This is a genomic window from Streptomyces malaysiensis subsp. samsunensis (assembly GCF_024519315.1).
Taxonomy (GTDB): Bacteria; Actinomycetota; Actinomycetes; order Streptomycetales; family Streptomycetaceae; genus Streptomyces; species Streptomyces malaysiensis.
This window is the reverse complement of sequence record NZ_JANIIC010000004.1, coordinates 204,782-223,501: the sequence shown is the minus strand read 5'-3', so window position 1 is coordinate 223,501 and position 18,720 is coordinate 204,782. Positions and strand designations below refer to the sequence as shown.

17 protein-coding genes and 1 pseudogene are annotated in these 18,720 nt (G+C 70.7%); 6 read left to right on the top strand and 12 right to left on the bottom strand.

Annotated elements, in window-relative coordinates:
• Nucleotides 1-65 precede the first annotated feature (65 nt).
• Nucleotides 66-1,253 (bottom strand): GTP-binding protein, encoded by a 1,188-nt coding sequence (locus NQU54_RS05375; RefSeq protein WP_257630003.1) that lies wholly within the window; start codon nt 1,251-1,253, stop codon nt 66-68.
• 219 nt (nt 1,254-1,472) lie between these two features.
• Between NQU54_RS05375 and rpmF the strand changes: the two genes are divergently transcribed.
• The 5 genes and pseudogenes from rpmF to NQU54_RS05350 all read left to right on the top strand — a co-directional run bounded on the left by rpmF (nt 1,473) and on the right by NQU54_RS05350 (nt 3,053).
• Nucleotides 1,473-1,643 carry a 50S ribosomal protein L32 gene (rpmF, locus tag NQU54_RS05370; protein ID WP_257630002.1) on the top strand — a complete coding sequence of 57 codons (171 nt, stop codon included), beginning with the start codon at nt 1,473-1,475 and terminating at the stop codon, nt 1,641-1,643.
• A 59-nt stretch (nt 1,644-1,702) separates the two neighbouring features.
• Nucleotides 1,703-1,870 carry a hypothetical protein gene (locus NQU54_RS05365; RefSeq protein WP_257630096.1) on the top strand — a complete coding sequence of 56 codons (168 nt, stop codon included), beginning with the start codon at nt 1,703-1,705 and terminating at the stop codon, nt 1,868-1,870.
• 55 nt (nt 1,871-1,925) lie between these two features.
• A pseudogene (locus NQU54_RS05360) lies at nt 1,926-2,201 on the top strand (tRNA (adenosine(37)-N6)-threonylcarbamoyltransferase complex transferase subunit TsaD); the annotation flags it as partial.
• A gap of 13 nt (nt 2,202-2,214) precedes the next feature.
• Nucleotides 2,215-2,586 carry a hypothetical protein gene (locus NQU54_RS05355; RefSeq protein ID WP_306278369.1) on the top strand — a complete coding sequence of 124 codons (372 nt, stop codon included), beginning with the start codon at nt 2,215-2,217 and terminating at the stop codon, nt 2,584-2,586.
• Nucleotides 2,587-2,651: 65 nt separating this feature from the next.
• Nucleotides 2,652-3,053: an ATP-binding cassette domain-containing protein gene (locus NQU54_RS05350; protein WP_306278397.1), complete on the top strand. Its 402-nt coding sequence runs from the start codon at nt 2,652-2,654 to the stop codon at nt 3,051-3,053.
• A gap of 138 nt (nt 3,054-3,191) precedes the next feature.
• On the opposite strand, the gene NQU54_RS05345 is transcribed toward NQU54_RS05350, so the two are convergent.
• Nucleotides 3,192-4,145, bottom strand: a complete 954-nt coding sequence (locus NQU54_RS05345) for a LysR family transcriptional regulator (protein ID WP_257630000.1) — start codon at nt 4,143-4,145, stop codon at nt 3,192-3,194.
• A gap of 245 nt (nt 4,146-4,390) precedes the next feature.
• Here NQU54_RS05345 and NQU54_RS05340 point away from each other — a divergent pair, with 245 nt between their 5' ends.
• Nucleotides 4,391-6,718: an FdhF/YdeP family oxidoreductase gene (locus NQU54_RS05340; RefSeq protein WP_257629999.1), complete on the top strand. Its 2,328-nt coding sequence runs from the start codon at nt 4,391-4,393 to the stop codon at nt 6,716-6,718.
• A gap of 199 nt (nt 6,719-6,917) precedes the next feature.
• Here the strand turns inward: NQU54_RS05340 and NQU54_RS05335 are convergent, their stop codons facing one another.
• The 10 genes from NQU54_RS05335 to NQU54_RS05290 all read right to left on the bottom strand — a co-directional run bounded on the left by NQU54_RS05335 (nt 6,918) and on the right by NQU54_RS05290 (nt 18,377).
• Entirely contained in the window at nt 6,918-8,015 is a 1,098-nt protein-coding gene (locus NQU54_RS05335) for a serine hydrolase domain-containing protein (RefSeq protein ID WP_372505798.1), read from the bottom strand.
• Nucleotides 8,016-8,094: 79 nt separating this feature from the next.
• On the bottom strand, nt 8,095-8,772 hold the full coding sequence (locus NQU54_RS05330; RefSeq protein ID WP_257629998.1) for a GntR family transcriptional regulator: 678 nt from the start codon (nt 8,770-8,772) through the stop codon (nt 8,095-8,097).
• A 141-nt stretch (nt 8,773-8,913) separates the two neighbouring features.
• The gene (locus tag NQU54_RS05325; protein WP_257629997.1) at nt 8,914-9,792 is read right to left on the bottom strand and encodes an LLM class flavin-dependent oxidoreductase; all 879 of its coding nucleotides are present in this window, start codon (nt 9,790-9,792) and stop codon (nt 8,914-8,916) included.
• Nucleotides 9,789-10,985 carry a metal-dependent hydrolase family protein gene (locus tag NQU54_RS05320; RefSeq protein WP_257629996.1) on the bottom strand — a complete coding sequence of 399 codons (1,197 nt, stop codon included), beginning with the start codon at nt 10,983-10,985 and terminating at the stop codon, nt 9,789-9,791. The genes NQU54_RS05325 and NQU54_RS05320 overlap by 4 nt, the downstream gene beginning before the upstream one ends.
• Nucleotides 10,982-12,694 (bottom strand): hydantoinase B/oxoprolinase family protein, encoded by a 1,713-nt coding sequence (locus tag NQU54_RS05315; RefSeq protein WP_257629995.1) that lies wholly within the window; start codon nt 12,692-12,694, stop codon nt 10,982-10,984. Before NQU54_RS05315 ends, NQU54_RS05320 begins: the two co-directional genes overlap by 4 nt.
• The gene (locus tag NQU54_RS05310; RefSeq protein ID WP_257629994.1) at nt 12,691-14,775 is read right to left on the bottom strand and encodes a hydantoinase/oxoprolinase family protein; all 2,085 of its coding nucleotides are present in this window, start codon (nt 14,773-14,775) and stop codon (nt 12,691-12,693) included. Before NQU54_RS05310 ends, NQU54_RS05315 begins: the two co-directional genes overlap by 4 nt.
• A 29-nt stretch (nt 14,776-14,804) precedes the next feature.
• Complete coding sequence (locus NQU54_RS05305; RefSeq protein WP_099016395.1) at nt 14,805-15,806, bottom strand: ABC transporter permease; 1,002 nt, start codon at nt 15,804-15,806, stop codon at nt 14,805-14,807.
• Nucleotides 15,803-16,405 carry an ATP-binding cassette domain-containing protein gene (locus NQU54_RS05300; RefSeq protein ID WP_257630088.1) on the bottom strand — a complete coding sequence of 201 codons (603 nt, stop codon included), beginning with the start codon at nt 16,403-16,405 and terminating at the stop codon, nt 15,803-15,805. The genes NQU54_RS05305 and NQU54_RS05300 overlap by 4 nt, the downstream gene beginning before the upstream one ends.
• 35 nt (nt 16,406-16,440) lie before the next feature.
• Nucleotides 16,441-17,349 carry an ATP-binding cassette domain-containing protein gene (locus NQU54_RS05295; protein WP_257629993.1) on the bottom strand — a complete coding sequence of 303 codons (909 nt, stop codon included), beginning with the start codon at nt 17,347-17,349 and terminating at the stop codon, nt 16,441-16,443.
• A 5-nt stretch (nt 17,350-17,354) separates the two neighbouring features.
• A complete protein-coding gene (locus NQU54_RS05290; RefSeq protein ID WP_257629992.1) occupies nt 17,355-18,377 on the bottom strand; it encodes a sugar ABC transporter substrate-binding protein in 1,023 nt (340 codons plus the stop codon).
• Between the last annotated feature and the right edge of the window lie 343 nt (nt 18,378-18,720).

Here is an 18,720-nt window from a genome sequence, read left to right as displayed (position 1 = left end):
TCGGTGGAGGCAACGCGGCCGGGTGGCTTTCGGCGTCGTCCGGACGCCGTCGGCTGTCGCACGGCTCAGCGATCCGGGTCCCGCGCCACGGTGCCGAGGAGCGGATCGGGCAGGCGTGCCCAGTGGTCCGCGCCGAGGGCCAGTTCGCGGTCGTCGAGCACGGCGGCGTCCAGCACCGTGCGCAGCCTGTCCTGGTCCAACTCGGCGCCGGTGAACACGATCTCGTTGCGCCGCTCGCCGTAGCGGTCGTCCCAGTGCCACGAGGCGAGCGTGCGGCGCTGGGCCGAGGCAGCCCGCCAGCCTTCCGTATCGCCGTCCTCCAGCCAGCGCCCGGCCTCCCGGAGTTCCAGATGGCGACCGGCCGAGCGCCACGAGATGACCGTGTCCGGGCGGGTCGCCACCCACAGGTGCCCTCGGCCTCGTACGACCGAGGGCATGATCCGGGGCAGGCTCTCCGCCAGCCGCTCGGGATGCAGCGGGCGCCGCGACCGCCACAGCACCGAGGCCACGCCGTGGTCGACGCCGCAGCGGCGCACGACCGGAGCGACGACGTCGAGCCGGTCCTCCGGCCCGGCCACGGCCCATCGAGGATCGGGTCGCGTCAGGGTCATCAGCGAGATGCCGTCGTCGGCTTCCGCGTCGTCGAGAAGGACCATCGCGGACGGGTTGAGATGGGCGAGCAGGGCACGGGAGCCTTCCCGGCGGCCGCGGTCCTCCTCCAGCCCCTTCCCCAGGACCATCACCTGGGCGGCCTCCGATTGCCGGGCGGCGGCCTCGGCGACCGTGAGGGGCACCGCACGCGGGCGGTCGCCGAAGACCTGGACGGCACGGTGCACACAACCCAGGTCCCTCAACAGCCGGCCGGGATCGAGGCCGACCGCGATCGGTGCCAGGTCGTAGTAGTCCCGCAGCGCGGACGTGCCCGGCCGGGCCCGCCACAGCTCGGCCAGAAACGCCACGGCGTCGACGTTGCCGGGCAGCGCGAGCACGACATGCGCACCTGCGGCCGCCCGTGCGATGGCCCGAAGGTCCTGACGCACGATCACCGCCGGGTCGCCGGTGGCCGCTTGGGACAGCGAGGTCAGCGAGGCTCGCTGTCCTTCGTCACCGCCCGAGGCGAGGCGCTGTACGGAGGGGTACCGTTCCGACGCGTCGCCGAGGACCGAGACCGAGAGCACCAGCGCCTCGGGCGAAGCGCGCAGCAGCAGGTCCAGGACGCGGCCACGGGCTTCCGGGGTGTTGCCGGACACCATGCCCACCAACCCCCGGCCCGCTCCCCCGGCTCTCACTTCACCACCCCTCCCACGGCGGTGACGAGCGCATAGGCGGTCCTGCGTACCCGCACCATCACCAACGGCACGTGTCCTCCTGAGTGACGACCTCACAGTGGCCCCCGCACACTACATGGAAACGGTACCCATTTTCATATACGGTGTGCGAGACACCCCCGACCGGAAAGGACCCGTTCATCAATGGCCGTGCCCAAGCGGAAGATGTCCCGGAGCAACACCCGCCACCGCCGCGCCCAGTGGAAGGCCAGTGCGCCGGAGCTGGTGACGATCACCATCGACGGCCGCGAACACCGGGTGCCACGACGGCTCGTCCCCGCTTACCGGCGCGGGCTGCTGCGCCCCGAGGACTGACCGGCGGCGACGAGCTGGTCGAGCGGGGCCTCGACCAGTACGAGGACGACGAGCGCACGGTGAGCGATCTCCTCATGGACCGAGCAGGCGCGGAACCCCAGGGCCGACCGGCCCAGGACGGCCCCTTCCCCACCTGGGACACCTACGGCCTCGACGAAACCTGCGACCACGACCACGCCCCGCACACAGACCGCCACCCCTTCCGCCCCCCCCCGCCGGGCCGCTGACGGGTCTGGCCCGGGACGGGCGTCCGCTGGGCCAGGGGGTGGCGTCGAGCATGGAGGAGTCGCGGCCTGCCGTGCACACGGTGTCGGCACCCTGGTGGTCGTCGGCGGGATGGCCGCCGATTCCCGGGTGCGTTCACTCGCCGAGGAGAGGCGTCCGGCCGCGGGTGTCACTCTGTGTGTCCCGCCGCTGCCCCTGTGTACGGACAACGGCCCGATGATCGCGGCCATCGGCGACCTCCTCGTACGAGCCGGTGCCGCGCCCGCTCCGCTGGACGTGTCGATCGACCCGTCGGCACCCTTGGAGTACGCGGCGCTGCACCCGGTGGCGGCCCTGCCGGTGCTGTGTGACGGCCCGCGGCCCCGGCCCCGACCCCACCCGCACGTTCGCCCCGCTTCCCCTCCGACCGCCCGGAGCACGCCTTGCGCACCGAGCGCTGGCCCTCGCCGTACGGGACCTCCTGCCGGCCCGGCGGCCCGGTGTGGTCGCGGTCGGAGCGGAGGCCGGGGGCAGCGGCGGGGCCGTGGTCGTCATGGCGGTCAACGCGGCCGCCCGCACGGCCGGTCAGGACGCCGCCGCCCTGGTCGAACTGCTGCTGCACGGCCGTGGCGGCGGCTCACCGGACCTGGCCCAGGGCGGCGGACTGCCCGCCGGACAGCTGCCGCAGACACTCGCCTCCATACCCGCTCTGGTCGTGGACTCGGCGCGCCCCGGCTGAGCCCGTTTCCCCGCTCTCCGTGCGGCCGTTCGCTTCCCGTGCCGGAGTAAAACGGCCCACGCGGCCTGCGCAACGACGACGCGACGGCGGAGGCGATAGAGGCCGCCCGCGCCCTGGGGCTGGACCAGGCGCTGTTGCGCCGAACCCCGGACCGGCTCTCCGGCGGTCAGCTCCAGCGCTGCGCGCTGGTACGGGCGCTGACGGCACGGCCGTCCCTGCTCGTATGCGACGAAGTGACGTCGGCGCTGGACACCGTCTCCCGACAGCGGGTCCTCGACGCGCTGCCCGGCCTCCTCGCCCCGGCCGGGACCGCCCTGCTGCTCATCAGCGACGACCTGCCCGCGGTCCGTGCCCTCACCGAAGAGGCCACGCTGTTCGACGGCGGCCGCTGCGTACGGCACGGGCCCGTCGACGAGATCCTGCCCGCCACGCGGTCCGACACGCCCGGCTCCGGCGACGACGGGTGATGAGACCGTGCGGTTGGCCGCCGCGGCGCGGTCCCGCTCGCGTTCCACCCGCACAGGCGGCCGGTGCCCCTCGCCCCGGGAATCGGGCACGCCCGACCGCGCCGACGGCGCGGGCCGAGCACGGCCGGCGGACGAGAGCTAAGGCTGCGCGCCGAACGAGGTGTCGCCGTGCGGCGGCTGGTGGGGCAGCCGCTCCAGGGTGTCGACGATCCCGGCCCGCTCCACGACGTCGATCAGCGCCTGACCGATCACGGAGACCGGCTCACGGGCCGGGAGCACCAGACCGATGTGCTCCGTGCGGACCGGGCGGACCAGCGGAACGGCGCGCATGCCGGTGGGCACGCCGAAGACGTGCAGCCAGGCGTGCGGCACGATGCTCGCCCATTGACCGGCCCTGACCTGTGCGAACAGGGAGGCGATCGAGTCGGTCTCGACCCGCGGTGTCACGGATACGCCCACGGCCTCGAACACCGCGTCGAGCACCTGACGGCCCTGCATCATGGGGTGCAGCAGGCACAGCGGGTACTGAGCCGCCTCCTCCCAGGAGATCTCGGCGGGCCCGGAGTCGGGCGCGGACCGCTGGGTCAGCAGCACGTAGCGCTCCCGGTACAGCGGTACGAACTTGAAGTCGTGCGCCGCGATGGAGCTGTGGTAGGTCACGGCGGCGTCGAGTTCGTACGTCCGCAGCCGGTTCACGATCTCTTCGGCCTGGAGGTCGGCGAAGACCTGGACGGTCGCCAGCGGATTGGCTGCGCAGAACGGCTGGGTCAGCAGCGCGACCGCGGTGGAGGCGGTCGGGACGGTGCCGATGCGCAGTCGGCCGCTCAGCCCCGCTCGCAGTGCCTGTATCTCGCCCCGCATCGCGTCGCGGTCGGCGAGGATGCGCTGTGCCCGCAGGACGACCCGCTCGCCCTCCGGTGTGAAGCCGTCGAATCGGCGCCCGCGCTGGACCAGTGGGACGCCGAGCTCCTCCTCCAGTTTCCGGATGCCCTCGGACAGGGCCGGCTGGGAGACGTAGCAGGCCCGGGCCGCCTTCGCGAAGTGGCGGGCGCGGGCGAGGGCGACGAGGTATTCGAGTTGGCGCAGCAGCACGCCTCAATGATCCCCCGTCCCCGGCCGCTCGGTGCCGGTCCACCCGGCAGTGATCGGCGCTGCCTGTCAGCCGATAGAAACTGCCGCTTTGACCTGCCCCACGGCGCTGACGAACAGTGTGGTGCGAAGGATGGGCGGGGTATGCGGCGCCCGCGCGCGTCCGAGGCGCGCGGGCGGCCCCCTCCTGGACGTGCCGGATGGCGCCGAGCGTGCTTGCCGTCCAGAACGAGAGGGCGTGGTGTGAGATGCGGGATTTCGACGGACCGGACGAGGACGAGAACGAGCTGTCGGTGACGGCCCCCAAGACATGGGCGACCGGTGCTCCCGCGGTCGTGCACGCGCTTCAGTACGCACTCGGACAGACGTCGCCGAAGCGCACCGCGCTGACCCTGCTCAACATCAACCAGGCGAAGGGTTTCGACTGCCCGGGCTGCGCCTGGCCGGAGCCCGCGCCGGGCAAGCGGCACCGCAACGAGTACTGCGAGAACGGCGCCAAGCACATCAGTGACGAGGCCACCTCCCGTCGGGTGACCGCCGAGTTCTTCCGGCGGTACTCGGTGGACGAGCTGAGCCGGAAGTCGGACTACTGGCTCAATCAGCAGGGCCGACTGACCGAACCGATGGTGCTGCGCGAGGGCGCGACCCACTACGAGCCGATCGGCTGGGACGAGGCGCTGGACGTGCTCGCCGGTGAGCTGCGCGCCCTGGACCACCCGGACGAGGCACTGTTCTACACCTCCGGGCGGCTGGCGAACGAACCGGCCTTCCTGCTGCAACTGTTCGTGCGGGCCTTCGGCACCAACAACCTGCCGGACTGCTCCAACATGTGCCATGAGTCCAGCGGCTCGGCGCTGAACGAGACCTTGGGCATCGGCAAGGGCAACGTCAGCCTCGACGACCTCTACAACGCGGACCTGATCTTCGTCGTGGGGCAGAACCCGGGCACCAACCACCCGCGCATGCTGTCCGCGCTGGAGGAGACCAAGCGCCGCGGCGGCCACATCGTCGCCGTCAATCCGCTGCCCGAGGCCGGGCTGCTCCGCTTCAAGCACCCGCAGAAGGCACGCGGGATCGTCGGCCGCGGCACGGACATCGCCGACCAGTTCCTCCAGATACGGCTCGGGGGCGACCTGGCCCTGTTCCAGGCGCTGAACCTGCTGTTGCTCGAGGCCGAGGACAAGGAGCCGGGCACCGTCCTGGACCGCGATTTCATCGAGTCGCACACCACGGGCTACGACGCCTTCGCCGAGCACATCCGCGAGACGTCCTGGGACGCCGTCCTGGAGGCCACCGGCCTGAGCAGGGATGAGATCGAGCAGGTGCACGAGCGGGTGCTGGCCAGCCGCAGTGTCATCGTCTGCTGGGCGATGGGTCTGACCCAGCACAAGCACGGCGTGCCCACCATCCGCGAGATCGTCAACTTCCTCCTGCTGCGCGGAAACATCGGCCGTCCGGGGGCGGGCGTGTGCCCGGTCCGGGGTCACAGCAATGTGCAGGGCGACCGCACCATGGGCATCTGGGAGCGCATGCCCCAGCCGTTCCTCGACCGGCTGGGACGGGAGTTCCGTTTCACCGCGCCGACCAAGCACGGTCTGGACTCCGTCGACTCCATCCGTGCCATGCTCGACGGACGGGCCAAGCTCTTCGTCGGTGTCGCGGGCAACTTCGTGCGGGCGACGCCCGACAGCGACGCCACCGAGCGCGCCCTGCGGAACTGCCGTCTGACCGCGCATATCTCGACGAAACTCAACCGCTCCCACGCGGTGTGCGGACGTACCGCCCTGATCCTGCCCACGCTCGGGCGCAGCGATCGCGACATCCAGGCGGGCGGCGAGCAGTTCATGACGGTCGAGGACTCGATGAGCGAGGTCCACGCGACGCGCGGCCGCCTCGCCCCCGCGTCCGCACACCTGCTCAGCGAGGTGTCCATCATCAGCCGCCTCGCCCGCAAGGTCCTGGGGCCCGGACCGGACATCCCCTGGGCGGAGTTCGAGGCCGATTACGACCTCGTCCGCGACCGTATCGCCCGGGTCGTCGACGGCTTCGAGGACTTCAACGAGCGGGTGCGGCGCCCCGGCGGTATCCGCCTGCCCAACCCGGTCAACGAGAGGGTGTTCCGCACACCTGCCGGGAAGGCCGTCCTCACCGTCAACGACTTCACGATGCTCCGGGCGCCCGAGGGGCACCTGGTCCTGCAAACGCTGCGCTCGCACGACCAGTGGAACACGATTCCGTACGCGATGGACGACCGCTACCGGGGCATCAAGGGCAGTCGGCGCGTCGTCCTGGTGAACCGCGGCGACCTCGCGGACCTCGGCCTCGACGACGGCGGCCTCGTCGATCTCGTCAGCATCTGGACCGATGGCTCGGAACGCCGTGCCGAGGGCTTCCGCGTCGTCGCCTATCCGACGCCCCGGGGTTCGGCGGCCGCCTACTACCCGGAGACCAACGTCCTTGTGCCGCTCGACAGCGTCGCGGACATCAGCAACACCCCCACGTCCAAGAGCGTGATCGTCCGTCTGGAACCGGCCGCCGACCGGACACCGGCGCAGCACGAGCACGTCGAGGGGTGACGAAGCGGGCACGGCTGCCGAAGCCATGTGGTTCCAGCCATCGTGAGGGATGAGCGAAGCGGGCGGGAGCCCGTGGAGCCCCTGCCGTCCGCGCTCTTCGCGCCGGTCTACGCGGACCGCCTGGAGCAGGCCGCGAAGTGGTGCGAGCTCACCCTCGCGCGGGACTCGCCTGGCCGTGGCGGCGGGTCGGTGCCGATGCTCAAGCGGGTGGGTCGATCCCGGCTGCGGTCAGGTCCGCGATGCGTTGCGCGGTGTCGAAGTGGGGGGTGAGACGGTTCTTGGTCAGGGCGAAGGAGGTGCCGGTGGCGGTGTCGGCATAGACGTAGCTGCCGCCGCCACCGACCCAGCCGAAGGTGGTGGGTGCTTCGTCCGGCCGAGCACCGATACGGCCGAGCGGATAGCCCAGGGCCAGCCGCGCATGGTTGCCGAAGACCTGGTCGGTGCCCTCGAAGGCCACCGCCGTCAACTCCTTGAGCTGGTGTGGATCGATGAGCCGACCGTCGAGGACCGCGGCATTCACGGCAGCGATGCCCCGCGCGGTGAAGGTGCCGACCGAGGGGATGTCCGCTTGCAGGATCTCGTGGCTGTTGCCCATCGCCGCGGTCGGTAGCAGTTCCCAGGGCGCGAGAATGGCATCGCCGTCAGGCGGGGCGACCGGGCGCGGTGCGGCGTCTTCGAGCCGTGCCAGCCGGGCCAGGTCGGTTCGGGGCACACCGAAGTACACGTCACCCTCGATGCCCAGGGGCACGGCGACCCACTCGTGCAGGAGTTGCCGCATCGGTTTGCCCGTGGCCCGGCGTGCGACCTCGCCGACGAGGAAGCCGAAGGTGAACGAGTGGTACCCCGTCTCGGTCCCAGGTCGCCACCGCGGTTCGGCGTCCGCGATCGCGGTGCAGACCCGTGACCAGTCGGGCAGATCGGCGGGGCCGATGCCACGCGGTATCGCCGGCACGCCGACCGAGTGTGTGAGCACGTGCCGGAGAGTCGCGGTCGCCTTGCCGTGGGCCCCGAACTCCGGCCACAGGTCGACCACGGGTGTGTCGTATCCGACAGCACCGGTCCTGACGAGCAGGTGAGCGATCAACGACGTCATGACCTTGCCGGCGGAGAAGCTGAAGAACGGGGTCTCCGGATTCGCCCTGCGCCCGGTCCGGCTGTCCGCGACGCCGGCGACCGCGTCGACGACAAGAGCACCCTGGTGGAAGACGGCAACCTGCAAGCCGGTTTCGGCTCCGGAATCAACCAGTTCGTCGAGGACCCTTTGGACCTCTCGCTGCAATGAGGGCATCACCGTCACCGGCCCGGCCACGTGAAGCGAGTCCGGCTGGACGTCGGCAGCTTGCCGCAAGCGCGGGAGGGCAGCGCCCGGCGGGGCGTCATGTCTCGGCCTGACCGGCCCACCAGCCGAGCACATGCCCGATGTGCCTGCTCATCAGCCGCTCGCACTCATCGGCCGCTCCTGCCTCCAACAGATCGAGGAGATCCAGGTGTTCATGGGCGGACGCCTCGAGTTCCTCCGTCGCCACCAGATCCGCCAGCCCCGTCAGGCGGGTCTGCGCACGCAGGTCGGCCACGATGTTGTGCAGCCGCATATTGCCGACCAGCTTCAACAGCGTGAGGTGGAAGGTCGTGTCGGCCTGGAGGTAGCGGGCCAGGTCGCCGTCCCGGGCGCCGCGCACGATCTCCTCGGCCAGGCCGCGCAGGCGGGTCAGGTCGGCCCCGGAGAGCGTCCCCGCGAGCCGCCTGACCGCCGGGCCTTCCAGTAGCTGGCGTACGTCGACGATCGCGCGCAGTTCATCCTCGCTCACCGCCGTGACGCGGAAGCCCTTGTTGCGCACGATGTCCACCATGCCGCGCTTGGCGAGGTTGAGCATCGCCTCGCGGACCGGCGTCGCCGAGACGCCGAAGCGGGCGGCCAGGGTCGGGGCCGAAAACACCTCGCCGGCGGGCATCTGACCCGAGACGATGGCCGCGGCGATCGCCTCCTCGACCCGGTCACGCAGACTGCTCGCGGGCGCGAGGGGAGCCAGAGGAGCGTTGTCCGCGGTCGTCATGAGTATCCCCATCACCAATCAACAGCCAATTCCGGTCCCGTTCAGTACAATGGCACATCTTACCGATCAGTCATTTCCTCCAGCCGGGCCGCACCCAGATGCAGGTGACGGGACTGCCCGCTGTCGATCGGGCGAATCCGCTCATGATCCGCGGTGTGTGGCGACGACCATGTCGAGGGCGGCGGCCGGCACACCCCGGCCGTCCGGGCGCGGCCAGTGCACGGTGAGTTCGTCGAACCCCGCCGCCGCCACGTCGCGGGCGAACTGCCGATAGGTGTCCACGTCCTGGAACGGACGGGCTTCGTCGAGCGCCACCTGGGCGATGCGGCGGATCCGCTTGCCCGGCGCCACCTCGGCGATCGCCTTGTCCAGGGCCACGTTCTGTTCGGCGATCGCCGCCAGCCACTCCCGCGGCGCCAGTGACCGGCGGTACGGGCCGTAGGTCACCCAGGCCGAGCCCAGGAGCGCCGCCAGCCGCATGCTCCGCGGGCCCGCCGCGGCGACGGTCAGCGGCACCCGGGGCCGCTGTACGCACCCCGGGATCATGCGTGCGTCTTCGGCCCGGTAGAAGGACCCGTGGAAATCCGTGCGGTCCTGTTCCAACAGGGTGGCGAGCAGCGTCACCCACTCCTCGAAGCGGCTCGCGCGCTCGCCGCGGGACATCGCGACCTGGCCGAGCACACGAGCGTCCGCGTCCTCGGCGCCCGCTCCGACCCCCACCTCCAGCCGGCCCGCGGTCACATGGTCGAGGGTCATGGCCTCTTTCGCGAACGGCACCGGATGCCGGAAGTTGGGCGTCGCCACCTGCGTGCCCAGGCGCACGGTGGAGGTCGCCCCGGCCGCCGCCGCCAGCATCGGCACGGTGCCGAACCAGGGGCCATCGGCCAGGTCCCGCCAGGACAGGTGATCGTAGGTCCAGACCGTCCGTACACCGGCTGCTTCCGCGTCACGGACCCGGGCCAGGAACTCTGTCGGCGCCTGGTCGGGCAGGATCAGGCAGGACAGAACGGGAACGGTCATTTCAGAACGCCTCCCTGCACCACGGTGCGGCTCCGTCGCTCATCCCAGAGCAGCGTCCCGTCCTCGGTGAGCGGGCCGTCCAGCAACAGCAGGTCGGCGGTCGCGCCCACCTCGACACGGCCCAGGTCGGGCCGGTTGATCAGCTCCGCGTTCACCCGGGTGGCCGAGCGCAGGGTGGCCTGCCAGCCGATCGCCTCGGCCTGGAGCCGCAGTCCGTGCAGCTGGTCGTCCTCCAGGTCGGCCATCAGGTCGCTCCCGAATCCGACGCGCACCCCGGCCTCCAGGGCGCGTTGCACCGCCCTCATGCCGGAGTCCAGCACTTCGGCGTTCTTGGCGCGCTGCACCGGGTTCAGGGCCACCTCCTGCCACCGCCGGGCCATGGCGTCGTACGCCGCGAGGGTCGGCACGAGGAAGGCCCCTGCCGTGGCCATCGCGGTGGCCGTCTCCGCGTCGAGCAGGTTGCCGTGCTCGATGGAGCGCACCCCGCCCGCGACCGAGTGCCGAATCGCCTCGGGCGAGTAGGCGTGGGCGGCGACGTAGCTGCCACGGCGCCGGGCCTCCTCGGCGACCGCCCGGATCTCCTCGGCGGAGTACTGCGGCACCCGGATCGGATCGGTGGGCGACACCACGCCGCCGGAGGTCATGATCTTGAGGGCGTGTGCGCCGCGGCGGAACCGGTCGCGCGCGGCGATCCGCAGGTTGTCCACCCCGTCGACCACCTGGTTCATGGGCCCGGAGTGGAAGCAGACGTCGGTGTCGGCGGCGCGCGGATCGCCGTGGCCGCCGGTCTGGCTCATCGCGGGACCGGTCCACAGATAGCGCGGGGACTCGATCAGCCCGGCGGCGATCGCCCGGTCCATGCCCGCGTCGCCGCCCGCCACGTCGCGGACCGTGGTGAACCCGCGGCGCAGCGCCCGGTTCAGCCTGCGGGCACCGGCCAGCGCCACGAAGCTGAGCGGTGTGTTCTCCAGCTGCCAGGCGTCGAGGCTGGTCGCGTAGGCGTGGAAGTGGGCGTCGATCAGACCCGGCAGGAGCGACGCTCCCGCGGCGGCGAGCGTCCGCGACGCGGTGTGGTCGCGGCGCGCGCCGGGGCCGATTGCCACGATCCGCCCGTCGTGCACGACCACGTCTGCTTCGACGGGATCGCCCTCGTGCAGCAGAGCGTCGGTGATGACGAGGTCGGCCGTGGTCATGAGGCGGCCCGCAACCGGGCGGTGGCGGCCTCGTCGACGGCCCACGGCTGTTCGGTGATCACGACACCGTAGGCGGAGCGGGCCGCCTCGACCGATACGAAGCCGTCGATGACGTCCTCCAGCACCTTCGCCGGTTCGCGTTCGAACGCGAACCCGTAGCCGCCCCCGCCGCCGGTGATGTTGGCGAGCACATCGCCCGCCGCGAGCGAGTTGTAGCTGCCCCGGGTGACCACCTCGCGCTCGGTGCCCGGGTTGAGCACGATCCGGGCGGGGGCCGCGGGCCGGCCGCCGCCGATCGGCCAGGGCGCCGACTTGGTGCGGTAGACCAGCGCGATGCCGGTGGACGGGGCGGTGAACCGGTAGACGCGCCGGACGCCGACGCCGCCACGGTGGCGGCCCGGTCCCGCCGTGTCCGGTACGTAGCCGTAGTGCTCGATGAACATGGGCGACTTCTGTTCCAGCACCTCGACCGGGTTGTTGCGGCAGCCCGGTTCGGACATGTGCATGATGCCATCCTCCCCGTCGCCGTCGGCGTGTCCGCCGAACCCGACGGCCTCGTTGGTCGCCTCCAGCCAGGGCTGGCCGGTGCGTGGGTTCGTTCCGAGTCCCATCATCGACGAGACATCGCCGCCGGAGCAGGCCGGAATGCGCTCCGGCATGCCCTGGGCCAGTGCCTTCAGGATCACTTCGCCTGCGAGCAGTCCGGTCCACAGGGTGAATGTGGGCATCGGCGGCACGGCGTGCATCACGCTGCCGGGGTCGGTGATCACTCTGAGCGGGGCGAAGTTGCCGGCCACCACCGGGGTGTCCGGAGTGGTCAGTGCCTTGAACACGAGGCTGGAGAGCGCGATCGTCTGGCCCACCGGCAGGTTGATGGGGCCGCGTACGTCGCGTTCGCTTCCGGTCCAGTCGACGACGAATTCGTCCTCGGTGATCGTGACCGTGGCCTTGAGCAGGATCTCGCGATCGATGTCGACGCCGTCGGAGTCGACGATGTCGGTGGCGCTCCAGGTGCCGCGCTCCAGGTCCGCCAGGGCCAGCCGGGCCAGCCGCTCCCCGTGGTCGTTGATCGACCGCATCGCGGCGACCAGTGTGTCGGTGCCGTGCTTGGCGGCCAGTTCCCTGGTGCGCCGCACCCCCGTCACACACGCGGAGACCTGGGCCTGGAGGTCGCCGATGGTCCGCTCGGGCATCCGCGAGTTGAAGCGGATGATGTCGAAGATCTCCTGGTTGGGCACGCCGGCACGGTAGAGGCGCGAGCCGGGGAAGAACATGCCTTCCTGGTACATGTCGGTGGAGTCCAGCACGTAGCCGGGGTTCTTCTGCTTCAGGTCGAGCACATGGATGCGGCACGAGGCGAAGCCGATGAGCCGCTCGTCGGCGTGGATCGGCGCGAAGACGAGGGTGTCCAGGGTGTGCGCCGATGACCAGTACGGGTAGTTCAGCAGGAACACGTCGCCGGGCGCCATGTTCCCGGCGCCGATGTGCTCGATCGCCCGGTGGATGCCGTGGTCGTTGCCGCGGGTGAAGATGGCGATGCCGGGCGCGTCGGCGACCACGTCGCCGTTGGCGTCGTGCAGGCCGATGCCGTAGTCGTGGATCTCGTAGACCACGGTGTTGTACGCCGTCCGGCACAGGTTGCGGGCCATCTCCTCGGCGGCGGCGAGCAGAGCGTGTCGAATGACCTCAAGGGTGATCGCGTCGGTCATCGGTCGTTTCCCTCGGCTTTCTCGGATTCCTCGGCTTTCTCGGATTTCTCGGATTTCTCGGCCTTGACACTGATGACGAGTTCGCCGTGTTCGGCGACGCGCAGCCGGTCACCGGCGTGCAACACGGTGGTGGCGGTGTGCTCGGCGACCACGGCGGGGCCCTCGATCACATCGCCGACCAGGAGTGATTCCCGGGTGACGAGTTGATAGGGCACACCGGTGTCGGACCGGGCGAAGACCTGGCGTTCGCCCAGCACCGACGGCTCCCCCTCGGTGCGCTCGGCGTGCCGGGGCCATGCGGGCTTGTCGACGATGCCGACCGCCCGCAGCCGCAGCGTGACGATCTCGACCGGGTCGTCCATGACGTGGCCGTAGAGGCGTTCGTGGAGCGCGCGGAAGCTCTTCGCGAGGCTGTCGGTGACGTCACCGTCCGGGTAGGGGACGGTCGCCGCGTGTTCCTGGCCGGCGTAGCGCAGATCGACCGAGCGGTGCAGACCGCGGTGGTCGGGGCCGAAGCCCTCCTCCGCCAGGGCCGCGTTCGCCTCGGCCTCCATCGCGGCGAACGCCTCTTCGAAGGAGGACTCCGGCGCCGAGGCCAGGGGCAGCACATCGGTGCGGGCGTGGTCGTGCTGCACGTCGGCCATCAGCATGCCCAGCGCCGAGAACGCGCCCTGCCCCGGCGGCACGACGACGGTCGGGATGCCGAGTTCGCGGGCCACGTCCACGGCGACCAGGCCACCGCCACCGCCGAAGGCGAGCAGCGCGAAGTCCTTCGGGTCGCGGCCGAGTTCGACGGTGATCGCCCGGACCGCGCCGACGATCTTGGTGGTGGAGATGCGGAGGATGCCGCGGGCCAGCGTGCGCAGGCTCATGCCGAGCTGGTCGGCGGTGTGTTGGAGGGCCTTGGCGGCGAGGTCGTCGTCGAGCACGAGCGAGCCGCCGAGCGGTACGTCGCTGCCCATGTAGCCGAGCATCAGGGCGGCGTCGGTGAAGGTGGGTTGGGTGCCGCCCCGCCCGTACGCGGCCGGGCCCGGGGTGGCTCCGGCGCTCTGCGGGCCGACCTGGAGCGCGCCGGCCGCGTCCAGCCAGGCGATCGAGCCGCCGCCCGCGCCGATGGTGTGGATGTTGAGCGATGTGGTGTTGATGGGCAGGCCCTCGAACTCGGCGCTCTGGTGCGACACCGGTTCACCGTCGACCACCAGCGAGGCGTCCAGACTGGTGCCGCCCATGTCGATGGTGATCAGGTTGGGGGTGCCGATCACCTTGGCCAGTGAGGCGGCGCCGACGACACCACCGGCCGGACCGGACAGGATCAGGTTGACCGGCTGGCGGGTGGCCGCTCGGGCGGTCATCGCGCCGCCGCCGGAGCGCGACATCAGGAACCGGCCGGTGAAACCGCCCTCGTCCAGCCGCTTCGTCAGGGCGTCGAGATACGTCCGCATGATGGGTTTGATGTACGCGTCGAGTACGGCCGTGGAGGTGCGCTCGTACTCGCGGTACTCACCGGACAGCTCGTGCGACAGGGTCACCTCGACACCCGGGGCGACCTCGTGGAGCACCTCCCGCATCGCGCGTTCGTGCGCCGGGTTCGCGTAGGAGTGCAGGAAGGCGACCGCGACCGCCTGATAGCCCCCGGCGGCGATCTCGGCGGCGACCGAGCGCGCACCGGACTCGTCGAACGGGGTCACGACGCTGCCGTCGAACAGCGAACGCTCGACCACTTCGAAGGTGTCCCGTCGCTTCAGCAGGGCTTCCGGCTTGTGGTACGTGAGCGCGTACATGGGCCGCCGGTCGGTGCGCCCCAGCAGGTAGACGTCACGGAAACCGGCGGTGGCCACCACCGCCACCTTGGCTCCGGTGCGTGTCAGCAGGGAGTTGAGGCCGAGTGTGGAGCCGTGGTTGAAGGTGGTCACCTCGCCCAGCGGAGCCTGTGCGGCGGTGAAGGCCGCGAGCACCCCCTTGGTGGGCTCGGCGGGGGTGGTGGCCACCTTCTCGAACCGCAGCTCCCCGCTGTGCGGGTCGAGTTTCACCACATCGGTGAAGGTGCCGCCGACGTCGATGGCGACGCGTACTTCAGCCATGTCGAACCTTTCTGCGCTCGGGAGAGGGGTCAGCGCCGACGCCGGTCGGCGGCCGCGAGTGCCACCGCGGCCAGGATGATGACACCCGTGACCAGGTCCTTCATCTGCGGATTGACATTGAGGATGTCGAAGCCGTTGCCGATCAGGGCGATCAGGTAGACACCGACCAGGGAGCGCCAGACCGCGCCGATGCCTCCGTAGATGCTGCTGCCGCCGAGGATGATCGCCGCGATGGCCTGGAGTTCAAGGCCGCTGCCGGCCTGTGGCTGGCCGGATGCGAGGCGGGAGACTCCGATCGCGCCGGCGATGCCGACGGCCAGGCCGCTGAGCGCGAACACGGTGACCTTGACCCGGTCCACGCGCACACCGGAGAGATGGGCCGCGTCGGAGTTGCCACCGACGGCGAACACATGGCGGCCGAAGACCGTGCCGTTGAGCAGCAGCGACGCCAGCGCGAAGACGGCCAGCAGGATGAGGACCGAGTAGAAGACCCCCGCGACCTGGCCGCGCCCGAGATCGGAGAAGCCGCTCGTGGTCACGGTGATCAGCGAGCCGCCGGTGATCAGTACCGCGACCGCCTTGTAGACCAGGCTGGAGGCGAGTGTGGCGAGGAAGGAGTGGACGTTCAGACGGGTCACGGCGAGCCCGTTGAGCACACCCATCACAAGGCCCAGCACCGGCGCGGCGAGCAGGGCCGTCCAGGTGCTGCCGGTGGATGTGGCGACCGACGCCGCGACCACACTGACCACCGCGTACATCGCCGCCGTGGAGAGGTCGAACGCCCCCGAGACGATGACGAAGGTGCCGGCCACGGCGATGATCGCGAGCGGGGTGTTCTGGTTGAGGATGTTCATGACGTTGGTGAACGACAGGAACGACGAGGAGATGATCGACAGTGTCACGAAGATCGCGACCAGCAGGATCAGTGCGGCGTAGTCCCGGGCGAAGGCGATGACGCGCGGGCCGATCGGGACGCCGCCGCGGACGTCGGCGCCCGCGCCGGCCTCGGGTGCGGTTTCGGTGGCGGTCATATGAGGGATTCCTTTGTCCTTTCCGCTTCGCCTGTTCCGGTCCGGTCCGCGACATCGAAGAGCCGCCGAAGGACGTCTTCAACGGCCAGACTGCGCGGATCCACCTCGTCGAGCACCTCGCCACGGCTGATCAGGTGGGCGCGGTGGGCGAGGCCGAGCACCTCCTCGTGCTCCGAGGAGATCAGCAGCACCCCGACGCCGCGGGCCGCCAGGTCGGCGATGAGCTCGTAGATGGCGAACTTGGCGCCGACGTCGACACCGCGCGTCGGCTCGTCGAGAATCACCAGCTTCGGGTCGCCGACCAGCCACTTGGCGATCAGTGCCTTCTGCTGGTTGCCGCCGGAGAAGCTCCGCACCGGCAGTTCGGGCCTGGCCGGGCGCAGCTCCAGGCGGCGGACGAGCTCGTCCACCTGTTTGCCGACCGCCCGCCGGTCGATCAGCCCGAGCCGGGAGAAGCGGCTCAGGGAGGCGAGCGTGATGTTCTCGGTGACGCTGCGCTGGAGCACCAGGCCCTGTCCGTGGCGGTCTTCGGGGACCAGCACCAGGCCGAGGTCACGGCTGCGCCGCGGGGTTGTCCGGCCGAGCGTGCGGCCGGCCAGCGTGACGGTTCCGGCGCTGACCCGGTCCGCGCCGATCAGGGCGCGGGCGATTCCGTGCGCCCGGAGCCGACCAGTCCCAGCAGCCCGACGATCTCGCCCGGCCGTACCGTGAACGAGGCCCGTTTCACCCCGTTGTCGCCGGCCAGCGCCTCCACCTCGAGCAGCGGTGGGGTGTCCGGGTGGGGCGCGGGCGGCAGCGGCGGGAAGGAGACGGCAAGCTCCCGGCCGAGCATCGCCTCCACCAGGGACGCCTTGGTCTGGTCCGCCGCGGGCGCGGTGCGAATCCTGCGGCCGTCGCGCATCACCGTGACGGTGTCGCTGACCTCCAGCACGGCGTCGAGAAAGTGCGACACATAGACGACCGCCCGTCCCTGCGCGGTGAGCAGGCGGATCATCTCGTGCAGCCGCCGGGTCTCGTGTGCGGTGAGCGACGAGGTCGGCTCGTCCATCACGATCACCTTGGCGTCCCGGGCCAGGGCGCGCAGGATCTCGACCTTCTGCTGGTCGGCGATGCGCAGGTCCCCCACCCGGGTGTCCGGATCGAGGCCGAACCGCGCGATCTCGTCGAGTTCGGCGAACCGGCGGCCGTGGTCGCGGCGCAGGAGGCCGAAGCTGCTCCGCTCGATGCCGAGGAACACGTTCTGCGCCACCGTCAGATCCCGTACGAGCGACAGCTCCTGCGCCATCATCACGATGCCGCGGCGCTGTGCGCGTACCGTGTCCCAGCGTCCGACCGGCCGGCCCTCGACGACGATGCGACCGACGTCGGGCTCGTAGACTCCTGCCGCGATCTTGCCGAGGGTGGACTTTCCGGCCCCGTTCTCCCCGACCAGGGCGTGCACGCTGCCGGGGTGCACGGCCAGGTCGACTCCGTCCAGGGCCGCCGTTCCGCCGAATCGCTTGGTGATGCCGGCCAGTTCGATGACCGGTTGGGCGGTGGCCATCGGCCTCAGCCGTTCCACTCGCCGGTGAAGTCCGGCGTCTTCACCAGTGTCGCCTTGGTCGCGTAGGGGTCGATTCCGCCGATCTTGTCCGCGTCGACCACGGGCTCGGGCTTGCCGCCGTCCATCGCCTTGAGGAGCTGCTCCAGCGCGGACTTGCCCATGCTCACCGGGAAGTTGATGTAGTCGGCCCGCCACGTGCCCGCGCGGACAGCGGCCACGGCGTCCTTGGTACCACCGCCACCGGTGAGGTACATGCTCCTGGGCTTGATACCGGCGTTCTGGAGGGCTATCTGCGCTCCCGCGGTCTGCTGGTCGGCGTTGGACAGGATGACGTTGACATCCTTGTGCGCCTGGAGCACGTTGCTGATCGCCTTGAGCGAGGTGTCCCGGTCGTACTGGCCCTCGACCGTGCTGACCACCTTGATGTTGGAGTGGCCGCCGAGCACCTTCTTGTACGCGCCCCGGCGGGCCACGTCGAGCGGCGAGGACAGATTGCCGACGAGCAGTACGACCTTGCAGGGATCGATGTCGGCACAGTAGGTGACCACCCCCTCGGCCTGCTTCGCCGCGGCCGTGGCAGGGGGCACGCCAACGGTGGTGACCACGCCGTCGACCTGCGGTTTCATCTTGTTGATGTCCGATCCGACGGGATTGAGCACCGTGACGACGGGGATCTTCTTGGCCAGCGGGAAGGCCGCCGCCAGGCCGACTCCGTCATTGGGCACGACCACGACTCCGTCGTAGTCGCCGGTGCTGGTGACGTTCTGCAATTGCGACAGCTGCGTGTTCGAGTCGAACTGGCCGTCGAGGAGCTTCAGGCTGATCTTCTTGCCGGACGCGGCCGCGGCCTGCTTGACCCCCTTGTAGACGGCCTGGTTGTAGCCGTTCTGGCTGGAGGCCGCGAGGACGGCAACCTTGAAGGTGCCGCTGCCGGAACCGGCCGAGTCGGCGATCCCGCAGGCGGTGAGAAGGACAGTGCTGGTGGTCAGGGCCACGGCGCCGGTGAGCCGGCTGCGCAAACTGTTCATCGGAGAGCCTCCGCTTGACTGTTATGGCGCAGTAATATGTCACACCGCACCTGGAGTTAAAGAGGCCGACGGTAACAACTGTGTTGGCCAATCGGCAGGTGGAGCGGTTTCCCCAGCTCAGCGATGCTCCGGCAATGGTGTGGAGCCATGGAACCGCCATGGACTGTCGTCCCGCGGTGCGGGCGGCACCAGCTCCTGCCAGCAGTCCTGGGAGGTCACCGGGCACGGGAAGCGCTCGATCGCGGCCTTGCCGGCGGAGGTCGTCGCCGGGCAGGGGGCGGCCGGATACCGACCTCGTGCCGCATCGCGGGAGTCGCCGCCACGCCGGTCGGCCGGTCGTCGA

What these genes read in the sequence shown, in the direction of transcription:
- rpmF (WP_257630002.1), top strand. Translation starts at nt 1,473, where the DNA reads ATGGCCGTGCCCAAGCGGAAGATGTCCCGGAGCAACACCCGCCACCGC.
- NQU54_RS05375 (WP_257630003.1), bottom strand. Translation starts at nt 1,253, where the DNA reads ATGGTGTCCGGCAACACCCCGGAAGCCCGTGGCCGCGTCCTGGACCTG.
- NQU54_RS05320 (WP_257629996.1), bottom strand. Translation starts at nt 10,985, where the DNA reads ATGACCACGGCCGACCTCGTCATCACCGACGCTCTGCTGCACGAGGGC.
- NQU54_RS05295 (WP_257629993.1), bottom strand. Translation starts at nt 17,349, where the DNA reads ATGGCCACCGCCCAACCGGTCATCGAACTGGCCGGCATCACCAAGCGA.
- NQU54_RS05315 (WP_257629995.1), bottom strand. Translation starts at nt 12,694, where the DNA reads ATGACCGACGCGATCACCCTTGAGGTCATTCGACACGCTCTGCTCGCC.
- NQU54_RS05290 (WP_257629992.1), bottom strand. Translation starts at nt 18,377, where the DNA reads ATGAACAGTTTGCGCAGCCGGCTCACCGGCGCCGTGGCCCTGACCACC.
- NQU54_RS05340 (WP_257629999.1), top strand. Translation starts at nt 4,391, where the DNA reads ATGCGGGATTTCGACGGACCGGACGAGGACGAGAACGAGCTGTCGGTG.
- NQU54_RS05330 (WP_257629998.1), bottom strand. Translation starts at nt 8,772, where the DNA reads ATGACGACCGCGGACAACGCTCCTCTGGCTCCCCTCGCGCCCGCGAGC.
- NQU54_RS05325 (WP_257629997.1), bottom strand. Translation starts at nt 9,792, where the DNA reads ATGACCGTTCCCGTTCTGTCCTGCCTGATCCTGCCCGACCAGGCGCCG.
- NQU54_RS05305 (WP_099016395.1), bottom strand. Translation starts at nt 15,806, where the DNA reads ATGACCGCCACCGAAACCGCACCCGAGGCCGGCGCGGGCGCCGACGTC.
- NQU54_RS05310 (WP_257629994.1), bottom strand. Translation starts at nt 14,775, where the DNA reads ATGGCTGAAGTACGCGTCGCCATCGACGTCGGCGGCACCTTCACCGAT.